14 protein-coding genes are annotated in these 17,410 nt (G+C 53.7%); 10 read left to right on the forward strand and 4 right to left on the reverse strand.

Features of this window, described 5'->3' with window-relative positions:
• The first annotated feature begins 62 nt into the window (after nucleotides 1-62).
• From KVT34_RS00355 to KVT34_RS00380, 6 genes are all read left to right on the forward strand, one after another.
• Complete coding sequence (locus tag KVT34_RS00355; protein ID WP_053228684.1) at nucleotides 63-416, forward strand: DUF1516 family protein; 354 nt, start codon at nucleotides 63-65, stop codon at nucleotides 414-416.
• A gap of 77 nt (nucleotides 417-493) precedes the next feature.
• Nucleotides 494-1,129, forward strand: coding sequence for a KinB-signaling pathway activation protein (locus KVT34_RS00360; protein WP_217556115.1), 636 nt, complete (start codon nucleotides 494-496; stop codon nucleotides 1,127-1,129).
• Between the two features lie 40 nt (nucleotides 1,130-1,169).
• On the forward strand, nucleotides 1,170-2,345 hold the full coding sequence (locus tag KVT34_RS00365) for an MFS transporter (RefSeq protein ID WP_217556116.1): 1,176 nt from the start codon (nucleotides 1,170-1,172) through the stop codon (nucleotides 2,343-2,345).
• A gap of 214 nt (nucleotides 2,346-2,559) precedes the next feature.
• On the forward strand, nucleotides 2,560-4,707 hold the full coding sequence (locus tag KVT34_RS00370) for a DNA topoisomerase III (protein WP_217556117.1): 2,148 nt from the start codon (nucleotides 2,560-2,562) through the stop codon (nucleotides 4,705-4,707).
• Nucleotides 4,708-4,877: 170 nt separating this feature from the next.
• Nucleotides 4,878-5,315 carry a Dps family protein gene (locus tag KVT34_RS00375; RefSeq protein WP_217556118.1) on the forward strand — a complete coding sequence of 146 codons (438 nt, stop codon included), beginning with the start codon at nucleotides 4,878-4,880 and terminating at the stop codon, nucleotides 5,313-5,315.
• A 160-nt stretch (nucleotides 5,316-5,475) separates the two neighbouring features.
• The gene (locus tag KVT34_RS00380) at nucleotides 5,476-7,161 is read left to right on the forward strand and encodes an alpha/beta hydrolase family protein (RefSeq protein WP_217556120.1); all 1,686 of its coding nucleotides are present in this window, start codon (nucleotides 5,476-5,478) and stop codon (nucleotides 7,159-7,161) included.
• A 417-nt stretch (nucleotides 7,162-7,578) separates the two neighbouring features.
• On the opposite strand, the gene KVT34_RS00385 is transcribed toward KVT34_RS00380, so the two are convergent.
• Nucleotides 7,579-8,694 (reverse strand): NAD(P)H-dependent flavin oxidoreductase, encoded by a 1,116-nt coding sequence (locus KVT34_RS00385; protein WP_217556122.1) that lies wholly within the window; start codon nucleotides 8,692-8,694, stop codon nucleotides 7,579-7,581.
• A gap of 303 nt (nucleotides 8,695-8,997) precedes the next feature.
• Here KVT34_RS00385 and KVT34_RS00390 point away from each other — a divergent pair, with 303 nt between their 5' ends.
• The gene (locus KVT34_RS00390; RefSeq protein WP_217556123.1) at nucleotides 8,998-9,999 is read left to right on the forward strand and encodes an NAD(P)H-quinone oxidoreductase; all 1,002 of its coding nucleotides are present in this window, start codon (nucleotides 8,998-9,000) and stop codon (nucleotides 9,997-9,999) included.
• Between the two features lie 208 nt (nucleotides 10,000-10,207).
• Nucleotides 10,208-12,529, forward strand: coding sequence for a fibronectin type III domain-containing protein (locus tag KVT34_RS00395; RefSeq protein WP_217556124.1), 2,322 nt, complete (start codon nucleotides 10,208-10,210; stop codon nucleotides 12,527-12,529).
• A 179-nt stretch (nucleotides 12,530-12,708) separates the two neighbouring features.
• On the opposite strand, the gene KVT34_RS00400 is transcribed toward KVT34_RS00395, so the two are convergent.
• Complete coding sequence (locus KVT34_RS00400; protein WP_217556125.1) at nucleotides 12,709-13,521, reverse strand: divergent polysaccharide deacetylase family protein; 813 nt, start codon at nucleotides 13,519-13,521, stop codon at nucleotides 12,709-12,711.
• Nucleotides 13,522-13,910: 389 nt separating this feature from the next.
• Here KVT34_RS00400 and KVT34_RS00405 point away from each other — a divergent pair, with 389 nt between their 5' ends.
• Nucleotides 13,911-15,224, forward strand: coding sequence for a hemolysin family protein (locus KVT34_RS00405; protein ID WP_309244047.1), 1,314 nt, complete (start codon nucleotides 13,911-13,913; stop codon nucleotides 15,222-15,224).
• Nucleotides 15,225-15,323: 99 nt separating this feature from the next.
• On the opposite strand, the gene KVT34_RS00410 is transcribed toward KVT34_RS00405, so the two are convergent.
• Nucleotides 15,324-15,416, reverse strand: coding sequence for a YjcZ family sporulation protein (locus tag KVT34_RS00410; RefSeq protein ID WP_206735010.1), 93 nt, complete (start codon nucleotides 15,414-15,416; stop codon nucleotides 15,324-15,326).
• Nucleotides 15,417-15,646: 230 nt separating this feature from the next.
• A complete protein-coding gene (locus KVT34_RS00415; protein ID WP_217556127.1) occupies nucleotides 15,647-16,282 on the reverse strand; it encodes a DsbA family oxidoreductase in 636 nt (211 codons plus the stop codon).
• A 191-nt stretch (nucleotides 16,283-16,473) separates the two neighbouring features.
• On the opposite strand from KVT34_RS00415, the gene KVT34_RS00420 reads away from it, so the two are divergent.
• Nucleotides 16,474-17,370, forward strand: a complete 897-nt coding sequence (locus KVT34_RS00420; RefSeq protein ID WP_217556128.1) for an MBL fold metallo-hydrolase — start codon at nucleotides 16,474-16,476, stop codon at nucleotides 17,368-17,370.
• Nucleotides 17,371-17,410: the final 40 nt, after the last annotated feature.

Genomic DNA, 17,410 nt, shown 5'->3' on the forward strand with positions numbered 1-17,410 from the left:
TGATATGATAAGGGCGTTGCTGCGTCTACAAGGAATACATATACGAACATGGAGGAATCGACATGTCAGACAAGTTGTTAAACATTTTTCATCAATCGCATTCGGGATCGTGGGCGTTTATCGTCATCCTGTTTGTGGTAAGCGCCATTTTTTACCGGCAGAAAATTACTCCTATGATCCTCAGATTGTTCTACCTGATTATGCTGGTTTCCGGAATCGGCATGCTGATCGGCTACGGCTTCCCGGTCAAGTACGTGGTGAAGGGAATCATCGCTATCGTTATGATCGGACTTATGGAAATGATTCTCGGACGCATGAAAAGAGGACAAGGCAAGGAATCGTCTACTAAGATCCTCTTTGTCGTCTGGGCGGTTCTGATCGTGATCGTCGTGCTGCTCGGCTACGGAATATTTTAAGTAAACGAAAAAGCGGTAGAACCGTCCCTGCCTAAATGGGGGACGGTTTTGTCCGTATCCGGTTAAGGAGAGAAATCATGTTAAAACCGATGCTGTTTCTGTTCTGGTCTACGATGTTGGGCGGACTTGTTCTCGGTATTGCCGTCTGGGGGATCGGCAAGGCCGTTTTCCCGGACTTTGTGTCGATGGATGTCGCGGTGAGCGGCGCAAGTGAATTTTCTATGATCATTATGGCGACACTTACCATGTGTATGATCAGCGTGGTCGGGTATTTCGCGTACCTGATGACCAACTATTACATGATCGGAATTCTCCGGAACCGCAAAGGCGCGTGGTCCGGTCTTCAGCTGTTCTTTATCGTCATGGCTATCGCGAACCTTTTTTTCTTGCGCTATCAGGGCTTTGCGGAAGGTAAGGAGAGCTTTGCGATGTATGCCGGCATTCCGGTCTTGATCGCCGCGGCGGCTTTGATCGTTTCGCAGGTGAAGGTGAAGCTGACCAACGCTTCCGCCAGAATACCGACGCTGTTCTTTATGATCGTGGTCACCTGCCTGGAAATGCTTCCGGCTTTCAGCATCAACGATTTGACTTCGCTGCTTTACGTCTCGCTGGTCCTGCTCGCCTGCAACGCGTGGCAGATTCTTATTTTCCATAAGCTGACGAACACGAAGAAACACCAGCAGATGAAAAAGGCGCAGGTTAAGAAAGCGTAATCTTTACACAGGTACAAGAAATTCAAAAGGGGCCGATCGTATGAACAAGCGTGTCGTCTTCATCATGCTGCTGATGTTTACCGTCTACCTCGGATTCGGATTAATTATCCCCGTCCTGCCCGAGCTGCTGCACGGAATACCGCAAGGAGAGACGCATCTGGGATGGGTTCTCTCCATATACTCCATCATGTCCTTCCTCGTCTCTCCTTTATGGGGAGGTCTCTCGGATAAAATCGGCCGCAGGCCCGTTCTGCTGACCGGAATTTTCGGCTTTATGATTTCCTTCGTCCTGCTGGCGCTGGCGGGAACGAATCTGCCGCTTCTCTATTTGTCCCGCATTTTGGGCGGCATCTGCTCGGGGGCGCTGAGCGGTGTCGCGCTGGCTTATGTCGCGGATATTACGACCCATGAGGAACGGACCAAATCCATGGGCTTCGTCGGAATGTCGATCGGACTGGGCTTTATTTTCGGTCCGGCGATCGGGGGGACCTTAAGTGTGGTCAGTTTGTCGCTCCCGTTCTGGGGAGCCGCGCTTTTGTCCGCGGGAATTTTCTGCGCGGGATTTTTGAAGCTTAAAGAATCGCTGCCGGATAACAGAGGACAGAATCAGGGGGACAAGCCGTCCCGCTGGTCTCTGCTGCGCGGAAAGCTCGGTTATCTGTATGTGATGACCTTCTTCGTCACCTTCTCGCTCGCGGGGCTGGAAGCGACTTTCCAATATTTCCAGATCTCCCGTTTCGGCGTTACGCCGCTGCAGATCGGCTTGATGTTTATGTTCAGCGGATTTGCCGATGCGCTGGTACAGGGCGGACTCGTTCGCGTCATTGCCAAGAAGAAGAAGGAAAAGCTCGCGATCCTGTGCGGATTGTTCGCCTCGGCCGCCGGCTTCCTGCTCGTGCTCGGCTCGGCCGGCTTCTGGACGGCTACGCTTGCCCTGACCGTGTTCAGCGCCGGCAACGCCATGATCCGGCCGTGCATCAACTCGCTGTTAACCCAGCGCACCCGGCACGGTCAAGGGATCACGACGGGCCTCAGCTCGTCCATGGACAGCCTGGGCCGGATCGCCGGACCGATCACGGGCACCTCGCTCTTCGGCATCCAGCACGGACTTCCTTTCGCGGCGGGCGCCGTCGTATCGGTGCTGGCCAGCCTGCTGCTGCTGCGTTTCAGCCAACTGGACCGAGAATCGAAGGACGAACTGCCGGGAACCGTATAGTCCTGCCGTTCATTCCGTCCATGATGAAAGACCCGCCTCTGCCCGGCGGGTTTTTTCCGTTTACGCGGACCCGGAATAAAGTTGCGGAAAGCGTCCTTGGTTGACGCGGCGCCGGAAACGTTTTTACAATAGAAGAAGGAAACGAGAGGAACGGTACCGGGAAACCCGCAATCGGGCATACAGGTCCGTTACCGGTTTATTAAAGGAGAATTCGATGAGCAAATCACTTGTACTGGCCGAAAAACCGAGCGTGGCAAAAGAAATCGCCCGTGTGCTCGGATGCGGTCAAAAGCATAAATCGTATTACGAAGGTCCCGGACATGTGGTGACCTGGGCGCTCGGTCATCTTGTCGGCCTTGCGGAGCCCGAAGATTACGATACTCGTTATCAGAAGTGGAATCTGGAAGATCTTCCGATTATTCCGGGCCGTATGAAGCTTAAAGTGCTCAAAGAAACGTCCCACCAGTTCCGCGCCATAGCGGATCTGGCGAAACGCAAAGACTTGGCGGAGCTGATCATCGCGACGGACTCCGCCCGCGAAGGCGAACTTGTCGCGCGCTGGATCATGGAAATGATCCGTTGGAATAAGCCGTTTCAGCGGCTGTGGATCTCCTCGCAGACCGACAAGGCGATCCGCGAAGGCTTCGCGAACCTGAAGCCCGGCAAACAATACGACCGCCTGTTCCAGTCGGCGGTCTGCCGGGCCGAGGCCGATTGGCTGATCGGCCTGAACATCACCCGCGCGCTCACGAGCAAATACGACGCGCAGCTTTCGGCCGGCCGCGTCCAGACCCCGACGCTCGGGATGATCATGGACCGCGAGAAAGAAATCCGGAACTTCCGGTCCGTGGAGTACTGGACCGTGCAGGCGGATTTCGGCGCGTTCCGCGGGACGTGGCGCCAGCGCTCCGGCGAGAGCCGCCTTTTCGAGCGCGAGCGTGTCGATGCGCTCGTACAGCGCGTTTCGGGCAAGAGCGGCAAAGTCGTCTCCGTCAAGAAGACCGAGAAGACGGAGCCTCAGCCGCTCGCGTATGACTTGACGGAGCTCCAGCGGGATGCGAACCGCCGGTTCGGCTTCTCGGCGAAGCACACGCTCTCGACGCTCCAGCGGCTCTACGAGCAGCATAAGCTCGTGACGTACCCGCGTACGGATTCGCGGTACCTTACCAGCGATATGACGGGCACGCTCAAGGAGCGGCTCCAGTCCGTTGCCGTCGGCCCGTACGCGCCGCTCGCAAAGCCGCTCATGAAGGGCCAACTGCCCGTTTCGAAGCGGATTGTGGACGATTCGAAAGTGTCGGACCATCATGCGATCATTCCGACGGACGAATACGTGAATCTGTCCGCCCTGTCTGCGGACGAGAGGAAGCTCTACGATCTCATCGTCCGGCGTTTTCTCGCCTTGTTCTATCCGGCTGCCCGTTACGAGACGACCGCGATGGTCGTCGAAGTGGCCGGCGAGCCGTTCCACGTGGCCGGCCGCGTCGTGAAGGATGCGGGCTGGCGGAGCGTGTACGGCCCGGGCACCGCCGCGGATTCCGGAGACGGCGACGAAGAGGACGGCGGTGAAGGCGCTGACCGCGCCGATCTGCAGGAACTTCCCGCGCTCTCCGCCGGGGATAACGCCGGGACGGTCCGCTGCCGTGTCGGCACGCACCGGACGCAGCCGCCGAAGAGGCATACGGAGGCGACGCTCCTGACGCAGATGGAGAAGCATCACCTCGGTACGCCGGCAACGCGGGCGGAAATTATCGAGAAGCTCGTCAGCTCCGATACGATCGAGCGCGAAGGCGGGTCCCTCCACCCGACGGGCAAAGGCACGCAGCTGATCGAGCTGGTTGCCGAGGAGCTGCGTTCTCCGGAGCTGACGGCCAAGTGGGAGCAGGAGCTTGAAGATATCGCCCGGGGGCGCGGCCGCACCGAAACGTTCCTCAGCGGAATCCGCGAGATGACCAAGCAGCTTGTAACCGGCGTAAGAACGAGCCAGACGGAATACAAGCCACACAACCTGACGAACAGCCGGTGTCCCGAATGCGGAGAACGGTTGATGGAGCGGAAAAGCAAACGCGGCAAAATGCTCGTGTGCGCAAACCGTGAGTGCGAATACCGCCGCTCCGCGGAGAAGCAGCTTGTCAACCGGCGCTGCCCGCAGTGTCACAAGAAGATGGAGCTGAAAACCGGCAAGGCGGGCAAATACGTCCAGTGCCTTCCGTGCAACGTCGTCGAAGTGCTGGGCGAAAGCACGGGAAAAGTCGCCAAGCATCAGCAGCAGAAGCTCGTCAAGCAGTACAGCAAGCAAGAAGATTTAGGGTCGAGTCTGGGGGATGCTCTTAAGGCGGCCTTGGCCAAAAAAGACGATTAAACTTTATAGATCAAAAGGGCGGGAGCGATCTCCTGCCTTTTTCACAATACTTATTTAGAATTATTATAATTAAGTATTGATTTTAAATAAGGGCGGTGGTAAACTAAATGTACGGCAACAAAAGAAGAATAATGAAACTAACATGAGCCTTATTAAGGAGGAAACAAACTATGAAAACTGTTACCCAATTAAATCATCTGGCCGCCGACTGGACGGTCCTTTCCATGAAACTGCGCAACTTCCACTGGTTCGTTAACGGGCCTCATTTCTTTACGCTTCACGCAAAATTCGAAGAGTTTTACAACGAAGCGGCTCAGCATATCGACGAAATCGCGGAGCGGGTGCTGGCGCTTAAAGGCAAACCCGTCGCGACACTCGCAGAGGCTTTGAAGCTGGCTCGTCTGCAGGAAGCTGCGGGCTCCGAAACCGCGGAGCAGATGGTAGAAGCGGTACGCGGCGACTTTGAACGGCTGGTCGGATATCTTCAGGAAAGCATTGCGGCCGCCGAAGAAGAAGGCGATGAGCCGACGGCGGATATGCTGATCGGGCTGCAGGCATCGCTTCAGAAACACGTCTGGATGCTGGGCGCCTTCTTGGGCCGCGCTTAAGTTTTTCTTGATAAAGGCAGGTTCTCCGGGACCTGCCTTTTTGGCGTACTTCCTACTTAAGTCCCGTCGACCGTTTGGAAGATTGTGCTATACTGATAGATGGCGGCTGCTAGAAAGAGGCTGCTAGATTCCCCAACTATTTCGAAATTGAGGTGACCTCATGAAAAAACATCTGCCAATCTGGCAATCTGCCGTAATTGCATCCATGCTGCTCGCCGGTGCGGTACCCGCGGCTGCGGCTTCCGTAGATACACCCGCGGCTGCCGGATCCGTCTCCGCTTCCGATACGAAGGCGGCAACCGTTCTCGCTCCTCTACGTCTTGTAAGTGAAACGGCCGGTGCCAAGGTGGCCTGGAATAACGAAGAGCGTACCGTAACCTTGTCGCTTGGGAGCGATACGATTACGCTTGCGATCGGAAAATCCACGGCCATGATCAACGATAAAGAAGTGGAGCTAGGGGCTGCGGTCCAAATCAAGGACGAAAAAGCGTTCGTTCCTCTGAGTTTTTTGACGGAGGCTTTGCACACGGCTGTCTCTTGGGACCCGCAAACCGGCAAGCTGATCATCCCGAAAGGGGACTTGAAAGCGGCGGCAAGCGCCTTTGCCAGTCACTGGCTGCAGGGAGAGAACGAGAGCGCGGTTTCTTATTTTAACGAAGACCTCAAGAAATCTCTCAACGCCAATCAGCTTCATTCCATATCGCAGTATTACACCAACATGTACGGTCCGATAACCGGGCAGCTTGGGGCCGGAACGGCAAGCAATTCCGTGCATGAAAATGTGTACCTGACCTATGAAACGCAGAGCACCGTGCCGTTCCAGATGACAGTGCGGTTCGACAAGCAGGAACGTATCGACGATTTATACATACCTCCCTACTATTCTCCGGATACTTACCGGAAACCGTCCTATGACGATTCCAGCGCTTATGTTGAAAAAGAAGTGAAGCTCGGCGAAGGCAAGCTCGTTCTTCCGGGCACGCTCACATTGCCGAATAAACCGGGACCGCATCCGGTTGTCGTCCTCGTTCACGGCTCCGGCGCCAACGACCGCGACGAGTCGATCGGCGGCACCAAGCTGTTCCGGGATATGGCGGTCGGCCTGGCCGCCGAGGGAATCGCTACTCTTCGCTACGAGAAAGTGACGCGCGAGCACCCGTTCAAATCGGCTACGCCGACTTTTACGGTACAGAACGAGACTGTGGCGGATGCCGTATACGCGGTTAATCAGCTCGCGAAGACGGAGGGAATCGACCCCCAGCGCATTTTCGTAGCGGGTCACAGCCAAGGCGGGATGATCGTTCCGCGTATTATCGACGGAGTCAAGGACGTGAAACTGGCCGGTGCCGTCGTTCTGGCCGGACCGACCAACTCCATCGAAGACGTCGTGCTGGAGCAGTCCAAGTACCAGCTCGAAGTAAGCCGGGAACGCGGACTCGATACGAGCATACTGGAGCAGCAGGTCGCCTTCTGGGAGCAGCAGCTTAAGCTTATCAAAGATCCGCAGTACTCCGTGGACAACCTCCCCAAGGATCTTGCGCTGAGCAACGCTTACTGGTGGATGGATTTCCGCAACTATTCCGCCTCCGAGATCGCTAAAAAGCAGGACAAGCCGATGCTGATCCTGCAAGGGGATAACGATGCCCAGGTGCTCGCTTATCATTTGGACAAATGGAAAGAAGCCCTTAAGGACCGTACGAATGTGGAATACAAGTTGTATCCGAAGCTCAACCATGTATTTGCCGAGGTTGACGAAAAATCGACCGGCGCGGAGTATAACGAACCGGCCAATACACCGGCTTCCGTTATTAAGGATATCGCCGATTGGGTGAAGAAAACGAAGTAAGGCGTTGTGCCGTAAATAATAAAAGCCTGTACGGAAGGAAATTTCCTCTTCCGTGCAGGCTTTTTGCGTGAATAGGCAGCTTATTTGACGATTTTAACGGGTTTCGCGATTGTATCGTCAATATCCTCGGGCTTCCTTAATCACGAACGCCGACGCAGCTGTTCGTGTGTTTTTTGAGACGCGGCGAACGCACAGCGATGTCCGGGAAGCGGCGGATGTACAACTATTTACTGCTCTCAGAGGGCAGTGTGGCGCCGCATGACGGTAGCTCCGGCTTGGGGCTATTCCCCGTTAAGGAAGTGTTTGCGATGTTTGTTAGATGTTTGTTAGTAGAAGCGGGAATGCCGGTTGCGGTCCATCTTTCTATGGGCCTGAGCGAGGTCCATTAAATTCACCGGACCGTCCGTTCACTCATCGTCAGAGCTTCTGTCCGCTCATCCGGTTCAGCACTTCGCCGGTTTCCCGCACCAGCTCTTCGATGATCTGCGCGGCTCCGCTGCGTCTTGCCAGAGATGCGGCTTGGCCCGCCCACATGGCCATATAAGCGGGATTGCCCGCTTTGGCGGCGCTTCGCCTGATCCCTTGGGTGAGGGCGTTCTGCGCGGGATAGGAGGGAAGCCGGCTGTCCAAAGGGCGCAGCTCGTCCAGCAGCGCCGTCCGGATGCCGCGGGCGTGCTTGCCGGACACCGATCGCGTAAGCACGGTGGACTCGTCGCGTGCGGCGAGCACGGCTTCCTTGTGGACGGCGTGGGCCCCGCTCTCCGCGCAGGCGAGGAACGCCGTGCCGAGCTGCACGGCGTCCGCCCCGAGGGCCAGCGCGGCAGCTATGCCGCGGCCGTCCATGATGCCGCCGGCGGCGATGACCGGCACTCGGACGAGGTCCGCGATCTGTGGCACGAGAGCCATTGTGCCGATGAGCGGCGGCTCGCCGTCGCTTTCGCCGGGAAACGTGCCGCGGTGGCCTCCGGCTTCGCTGCCCTGGGCGACGATCGCGTCGACTCCGGCTTCCTCCAGCGCGGCGGCTTCCCGCACGGTCGTCGCGGTGCCGATCGTCCGGATGCCGAGACGCGCGCATTCCGCGAGAGTAGCCGCATCCGGCACGTCGAATGTGGAGCTGAATACCGGGACCCTCTCCTCCAGGAGGACGGCGAGCTGTTCCCGGTACGATTCGCTCCACACGGCGGGAGGCCACTCCTCGCGGGTGCCCGTCTTCTCCCGCAGGGGAGCAAGCAGCCGCCACGCTTCGTCGGCTTTTTGCCGCTGTTCCTGTTCATGCGGGCCTTGCCCGGGTTCGGGCAGAATGAACAGGTTCACGGCAAAAGGGCGGTCCGTCCGGCTGCGGATTTCGCGGATGGCGGCGGAAATCTGCTCCGGCGTCATGTAGCCGGCGCCCAGTGTCCCGAGGCCGCCGGCTTCGGATACGGCGGCAACGAGGGCCGGCGTTGTGCTTCCGCCGGCCATTCCGGCTTGGATAAGGGGGTAGCGGATTTGAAAAAGCGTACAAAATCGGTTGGAACGGTTGGAAATATTCATGATCGGGAACCTCACTTTCTGAACTGTTTTTTTGCGGATACAGCTGACTTGACTGCTGATTTACTGATTGTTTTTTGCATAGTGCTTATTGTTTATTGCTGATTGGCTGCAGGGGGGGAACTTTTTAAGTAAAAGGATGGCTTTGCGTTTATCCCGGCCCCGGAGGTTAAAATTTCAAGCGGATGTTTTAAGTATACCTCGGTTGGAACAATTTTGCTGATGGGCGGCGGGCAAGCAATTGCCATCTGTGCGTGGTATACTAATACCTATTGCAGATGTTTATCAACCAGAGGAGTGATCCCGATGAAAGCGGTACAGATCAAACAATACGGCGGACCGGAAGAGCTGTATATCGGGGAAAGGCCCGACCCCGTTGCGGGCGAAGGCGAACTGCTTATCCAAGTGAAGGCCGCGGGTCTCAACCGTGCGGATCTGCTGCAGCGTGAAGGCAAGTACCCGGCGGTTCCCGGGGAATCGGATATACTCGGCCTGGAAATGGCAGGCGTTGTTATAGGCGTAGGAAGCGGCGTTACCGGCTGGAGAGAAGGCGAGCGAGTCTGTGCTCTCCTTCCCGGGGGCGGCTATTCCGAGCGGGTAGCCGTTCCTGCCGGCATGGCGATGCGTTTACCTGCTAATTTGAGTTATGCGGAAGGAGCGGCTATTCCGGAGGCATTTCTGACGGCTTATCTGAACCTCGTTAAACTGGCAGGAATGACGGAAGGGGACTATGTGCTCATTCATGCCGGCGCAAGCGGGGTCGGTTCGGCAGCAATTCAGCTCGCCCGGGAATTTGGGGCTCATGCTCTGGTGACTGCGGGTTCAAGCGAAAAGCTTGAATTTTGCCGGGAGCTTGGCGCGGCAGGCGTCTGGAATTACCGCGAAGGCTCCTTTCTCCCTTGGCTTTTGGAAGCAACAGGCGGACACGGCAGCGATATTGTCCTCGATCTCGTAGGCGCCCCGTATTTTACGGACCATCTGGCCGGCGCCGCCGTAGGCGGACGTATCGTCCTCGTGGGCATGACGGGAGGTTCCGAAGTCCCGATGGAAAGCTTTGATTTGAATCCTCTGCTGATGAAACGGATTTCCATCATCGGGTCCACGCTGCGCAGCCGCAGCCGCGAAGATAAAATCCGGCTGACCCAGCAGTTCTGGCAGCAGGCATCCTCCGGCTTCGCGGACGGTGCTCTGCAACCGGTTGTGGACCGGATTTTCCCGTGGAGCCGTGTGCGTGAAGCCCACGAGTGGATGGAAGCGAACCGGAACAAAGGCAAGGTGATTCTGGATATTACCGCGGATGCGGAATAATTACAGCGGTTTTAATCGGTGAAAACCAGAAAAGCACTCTGACTATAAAATTTAGTTGGAGTGCTTTTTGTTATATCAGTCTATTTCAATAATATTACTTAGAAATAAAATTATAGGTTATTAAGATTATATTTAAAAAATATATAGTTTATTTTATAGGTCTATAGTATTATATTTATGGAAATAAATTATCATTGGAGGAAAAGTAATGAAAACTGGAAAGAAGCTTAGCTTATTTGTTTTTCTTTTTGCGGTTATGTTGTATTCCGTTATGGCGAGCAGTTCTGTTTATGCGGCTGCAAGCAAATATAGGGGTGGTTTGTTGGACTCTGTCACATTGCAAACAGGGACTACTGTTGGACAGTCCTCGGGTGCTGGTGTAACAGTACTTACGGATGATAATCCGTCCAATTATATCTCGATGACTAAACCGGTTTGGTATTCTTTCTCAACACCTCAACAAATCAACTCAGTCATTGTAAAATCCGACGCAAGAGCTGTCGTAGATTTTTATGATGAAAACCTGAATCTACTTGACAGTTATACGACTGTAACGAACGACGGGGTTGAAACATTACCATCGCCGATAAAAGATGTTTCTACAGTGGTACTTAGGCAGGGAGCCTTTGCCTATGAGTGGAATGTTTTCACAACTCCTTCCGCCGCGCCGCTGCCGACCACGATTACTTGGATTCAAGCGGGAGACAAAAGTGTCGATATGGATTGGAGTTCCACGGGTGCTAAGTTTTACAACGTAAAGCGTTCAACTACTGCAGGCGGTCCTTATGCTGTGTTGGCCTCCAACATTTCAGGCACTTCTTACACCGATACTACAGTTACAAACAAGACGACTTATTATTATGTAGTAACAGCGGTTAATGAAGCTGGGGAAAGTGCGCCTTCACCTGAGAAAGCAATCAAACCTGATGCAACGAAATACACAGGTGGTTTGCTAGACAGAATTCCTTTAAAAATGGGGCCTTCTACGAATAACCCAACTTCAACGGTACGTCTATTAACGGATAATAATCCGTCCAACTACATTCAAACGAACAATACCTTAGTTTGGCACAATTTTACGACTCCACAAGAAATAAGCGCTGTGATTGTGAAGTCCGATTCCAGAGGTACAATAGAATTTTATGATTCGTCACAGACTCTTCTTGATTCTTACACACCTGTAACTAATGATGGCGTGGAATCTCTGCCGAAACCTATTAAAAATGTTTCTTCAGTAGTTCTGAAAAAAGGTGGCTTTGTATACGAGTGGAACGTTTTCGGCAAACCGACAACTCCGCCACTGGCTACCACAATAACTTGGATTCAAGCCGGCGATAAAACGGTTGATCTTGATTGGACCTCGACAGGTGCCAAATTTTATAATGTGAAACGTTCCACTTCACCAGGTGGTCCTTATGCTCTTTTAGCTACAAATGTTACGACTGCATCCTATACGGATACAAAAGTAACAAACAATACGATCTATTACTATGTGGTTACAGCGGTCAATGAAGCTGGCGAGAGCGCGCCTTCACCAGAGAGATCTATTAAACCAACTGCGACGAAGTACACGGGAGGACTGTTGGACAGGGTTGCTCTCAATATGGGGGCATCAACCGCTACTTCAACATCAACCACACGTCTACTGACAGATAACGATGGAGCAAATTATGTATTTACAGGTACGTCTGTCGTTTGGCATACCTTCTCTTCTCCTAAAATCGTTGAAGCCGTTATCGTAAAAGCGGATGCAAAAGCAACTATAGAATTTTACGATGCTGACAATAATTTGCTATCCTCTTACTCGCCGGTAGTGAATGATACGGTCGAAACGCTGCCTGCACCGGTTCAAAATGTAACAACCGTTGTCCTTAAGCAGGGCAAATACGTCTACGAATGGAACGTCTTCGGCAAAGCCGTCGAGCCGCCGGTTGCCGCTCCGCTTAACCTGACAGCCGCGGGCGGGGACAAAAAAATTACGCTTGCCTGGAACAGCGTAAACAATGCGACCAGTTACAACGTTAAACGCAGCACAACTGCAGGCGGTCCGTACGTAACCGTCGGTTCAGTTACGGGTGCGACGTATACGTACACCGATACAAATGTCGTCAACGGCACGACTTATTACTATGTAGTAACGGCTGTAGCTCCAGCGGGAGAGAGCGCTCCGTCCAACGAAGCGTCCGCTACTCCTAAAGCGGGAGACGTAGTCATTCCGCCGGTGGAAGAATCCGGTAACAGCGCTATTCTCGTCATTACGCTTAACAACGGAACCGAAAAAGAGTACGACCTTTCCATGAACGAAGTGAACGCGTTTATCGCGTGGTACGAAGGCCGCGCGGCCGGCAAAGGCCCGGTTATGTTCGCGATCGACAAGCACGAGAACAACAAGGGACCGTTCAAAAACCGTAAGGATTACATCCTGTACGACAAAATCATTACGTTCGAAGTGAACGCCTACGATAACGGCAAAAGCGGAAACGGCGGAACAACGCCTCCGGTTAACCCGGAAGACCCTAGCAATTATTAATCGGAACTCCAACGTAAAAAGATAAGCTTCCATAAACAAAAGCCCTTGGTCAGCTTAAACTGATCAAGGGCTTCTTGTTCAAGATAGGGCACAGTTCCCGGCGCAGTGCAGGCGCCGCATGACGATGGTGTTCACCCATTGCGCATCCGGAAATAGAGTAGAGTGACGCTCCGGTTTATTCACGGAGCCGTGTTTGGCGCTGGAGGCTTGTATAACTCGCTGATTTTAACGAAGGACAGGGTGTCCTTCAATTTCGGCAGCGTATCCTTCAGGGCCGAGGCCGTTATTTCTCCCTTGGCCCCGACGTGGCCGATGGCGATGCACGGCTGATGCGCTTTGGAGTGGGTGCCGATCAGATGAATCTGCTGGGTTACTTTGCTTTTCGTATGGATATCATCGAGAAAAAGGTGATTTTCCAAACAAGGCACGCCGACTTTTTTGGCCTCCCGGCATGCGATGCTCCGGTAATTCGTATGGCTGTCCAGAAAGAAGAGCCCTCTTTCGCGCAGCACCTCCATCACAAGCCGCATCACGCGTTCATCGCCGGTCGCTTTGGAGCCCATATGATTGTTCACCCCGATCGCGTGCGGGATATCGTCAATGGCGGCGTTGACCCGTTTGCGCACCTCGGCATCGCTCAGATCCGTGGTGATGACACCGGGACCTAGCCAGCTTTTACGGCCGCTGAGGGGTTCCATCGGAAGATGGACGATCACGTCGTGTCCTTTGCCGAACGCTTTCTCGGCATCGCTGTGCGAGGAAGGGAGAAACGGCATAACGGCGGCCGTAATCGGAAAAGGCAAATCCAGGATCGCATCGGTGCCTTTCATGTTGTTGCCGAGGTCGTCAATGATGATGGCGGCCTTTCTGACTGCTGGGGGTTCGTCCGTGTGTGCCGACGCAGCGCCTTCCAGCCCTGTAAATATGGACAAGCCTGCAAGCAATAGGGTCCAAACGAGCAGACGGCAGGACCTGAACCGGATACTAGGCATAATCGCATTCCTCCCGGCGCTAATTTTTTTTGATGCCGTTCTTTTTTTAATATGGGAATGCCTGACGAAAGTTATGCGGGGAGCTGAAAAAGGAGGCTGTAACGTGCGGAAAATGGTATAAATTCCAAGCCGCAGCGAATAGCATGGAGTAAATCCTCAAAAATTGCGAAAGGGGTGTCACAATCCGGGCGATGCTCCGGTTCGCGCCTTTATGCTGGCTATCCCTGGCTTTGACTTCAAAAACCGCGAGACGCTATACTGTAAAGTAGGAAGGACTCAAACCTTTTTTTGATCTTTCATGGTTCCACTTATTTTTCAACTTAAAAGGAGGTGTACCTGTCTGCTTCCAAGAGGCGGATAGGGATTAATTGGATAGTGACCCTTTACCAGTGTTACTGAATTTTGTACTGATTGTGGTTCTCGTTCTACTGAACGGATTTTTTGTGGCGGCGGAATTTGCGATGGTGAAAGTGCGCGCAAGCCGTATCGATGCGCTTGTCCTGGAAGGGAATGTGAAGGCGCGCTTCGCCGGCAAAATCGTTCAGAACATGAATGCGTATTTGTCCGCCTGCCAGCTCGGCATAACCTTGACGTCTTTGGCGCTCGGTTGGATCGGCGAGCCTACGGTGGCGTCTGTACTCGAACCGCTATTGGTGAACATTGGTGTACCACCTGTTATTATTCACACCATTTCTTTTATCATCGCATTCACGGTTATTACGGCGTTTCACATTATTATCGGGGAGCAGTTTCCCAAAACGTATGCGATCCGCAAGTCGGAAGATGTGACTCTCTGGGTTGCCGGTCCGGTCCTTATTTTTTACAAAATCATGTATCCTTTCATCTGGATGTTGAACGGGACCTCCAACTGGCTGCTTCGCAAATCCGGCATTGAACCCGAGGGCGACCACGATACGGTTCATACGGAAGACGAAATCCGGCTGCTGATGAAAGAGAGCCACCGGAACGGGCTGATCGACAATACGGAACTCACCCTGGTGGACAATATTTTTGAGTTCACCGAAACGAACGCACGCGAAATTATGATTCCGCGTACGGAAATGGTGTGCCTGCATGCCGCCCATTCCTTCGAAGAAAACAAGGAAATGGCCATCCAGGAGCTATACACGCGTTATCCGGTTTGCGACCCGGACAAAGATAACATTATCGGCTTTGTCCACATCAAGGATTTGTTAAAAGCAAGCGACCAGCTTGACGATATACGCAAGATTATAAGACCGCTCATGACGGTGCCCGAATCGATGCCGATCAGTACGCTGCTTAAGCTGATGCAGAAACGCAAAACGGAAGTGGCTCTGCTGATCGACGAATACGGCGGCACGTCGGGTCTTGTAACGGTAGAAGACATTCTGGAAGAAATCGTCGGCGAGCTGCAGGACGAATTCGACCATGAACGTCCCGTTATGGAGAAGAAAGACGAATATACGTACTCGATCGACGGCATGATGCTCATCGAGGAAGTGAACAATCACTTCGGTACGGAAATCGAAACCGAGCATTACGATACGATCGGCGGCTGGATTTATTCCCAGGTGGAAATTCCGCCTATGAAAAACCAGCGCATCCATCTGGGTCCGCTTCAGTTTATCATTGATGAAGTAGAACATATGCGAATCGTACGGCTGATCGTACGCAAGGAACCTCCTGAAGAACAAGTGCTGCTTCAGCAGGTCGTGTCCTAATAAACTCAAACACAAGAAAACGCCGCGTCCCCGCGGCGTTTTCTTGTGTTTGTTTTATAGTGGTGGAGATTGTGCTGGAATGGTATCCCTTATAGTCGTTTAGAATGTTGCAAGAACAATAACCAGTAAGATGTAAAGAACCAGAATGACCGCTGTGCTCGTGAACCCGATGCCTGCTCCGTAACCCGACATGTTAACGCCTCCCTGAGTTTGAGTTATGCTTTGTTTACAGAATTATCTTATGAAGGGCGGGGGCGTTTGTCATGGACGGATGCCCGGGGAGTCTCAATTTTTACGAAGAACCGTCCGGCACCGCTGTTTGTGAGGATTTGCAAAAGAGTGCAGGGGGGCGAACGGTAGGTACAGGTCAAAATCGACGTCTACTTCGTCGTCGTAATCCTGTCCGTGTCCGGCCCATCCCGCTATTCCCGGTTCTCGCTTACGCGCGTCATGATGTCCAGCAGAGCTTCGGGAGGTCTGGCTCCGGAGAAGCCGACTTTTTTATTGAGGATAAAAAAAGGCACACCGTTTATGTTCAGCCGCTTAGCGAGGGCATAATCGGCCCGGACGCTGTTTTCGACGTCTTCGTGATAAAGGCGCTTCGCGGTCTCGGCCGGTTCTAATCCGCATTCTCCGGCGATCCGCAGCAGTACGGATTCCATGCCGATGTCAAGGCCCTCTTCAAAATAGGCCCTGTAAATGCGGTCAAGGACGAGCAATTTCGAACTCTCCGGTACGGCGGCGATCAGTTGATGAGAGAGGCGGGTATCCGGCATCGACAAAATCCGGTCAAAACGGAAGGGGATGCCCGCCTGCCGACCGGCCCGCGTGACGCCGTCCAGTACGGCCTGCAGTTTTTCCCCGCTGGGATCCTGCAGCTTCCGGTTCATTGCTTCCGTAAAGGGTACGCCCTTAGGCGGGATAGACGAGTCGAGGCGAAAGGCCCTGAAACGGACAGAGACAGGCTCGCCTTTCCATAAACCGAGAGCCTCCGTTAGATAGGACTTGCCGATCCGGCACCAGGGACAGACGGTATCCTGAAAAACATCGATAATCAATAGAGTCAGCTCCTTCCGTCCTAGAATCTTTCCATGCGTTTATCGAAATAATGCATACTCATTATAGTATACTTCCTGCCGGAAACCGAAACGCTCCTCGCTGCCAAAACCCGGAAGATTGTTTGAGACCGGGAAAAAACGGCTAAAAACCTCATAGAGTTCTCAATCTAGCGAAGAGGAGCGATCTTAAGGTGGCAGACAAAAAAGACAAAGACAAAACCAGACGGGGCGAATCCGTAATCGGACAAATCGACCGCACGCTCGTTCCGGATAAGGCCATTGCGCTCTGGCATCTGGGCCAGGAAGGAATGGCTTTCAAAGCTGCGGGAATCATCGGATATATAGATCCGTATTTAAGCAATTACATAGATGACGAGTTCGGCAATTCGCCCCGCCGGTTCGAAACGCCTCTCTCGCCGGAGCTCATCGGGCACGCGGATCTCGTCCTCATTACGCACGATCACCCCGACCATCTCGACCCGGTCTCGGTACGCGCGATAGCTATCGCATCTCCGCAAGCGACATGGATTTGTCCGGCTCCGGTGGTTTCTCAATTGACTGGGCTCGGAATCGCTCCGGATGCGGTCATAGGAGCCGTGGCGGGGCAGATGATCGACTTCCGGGATATGCGGATTACGCCGGTTGCCGCCAAGCATGAAGAATTCGAAACGGATGAGAACGGGAACCACAAGTATCTCGGCTATGTCATAGAGCTCAACGGAGTTACGCTGTATCATGCCGGAGATACGATCGGGTACGCGGGTCTGCTGGAGACGCTGCGTCCGCACCGGATCGATATAGCCTGCCTGCCTATCAACGGCCGCGATATCAAGCGGTACGAAGCGAATCTCATGGGCAATATGAACTTCCGGGAAGCCGCGGATCTCGGCGTCGGCATCGGAGCGGATCTGATTGTGCCCATGCACTACGATCTTTTCGCCTTTAACACGGAGAATCCGGCGTATTTCGTCGACTATGTCCATCACACGTACCCGCACCAGAAGTTTAAGCTGTTTGTGCCGGGAGAGAGGCTGATCTATTACCGGGACGATGAGATGAAAGAAAGCGTCGGCGGGAACGGGGGTTAAACTTCCCCGTGCGGGTTCCCGGGCCGCGCCGGCTTAACGG

Source organism: Paenibacillus sp. GbtcB18 (assembly GCF_019091125.1).
GTDB lineage: Bacteria > Bacillota > Bacilli > Paenibacillales > NBRC-103111 > Paenibacillus_F > Paenibacillus_F chitinolyticus.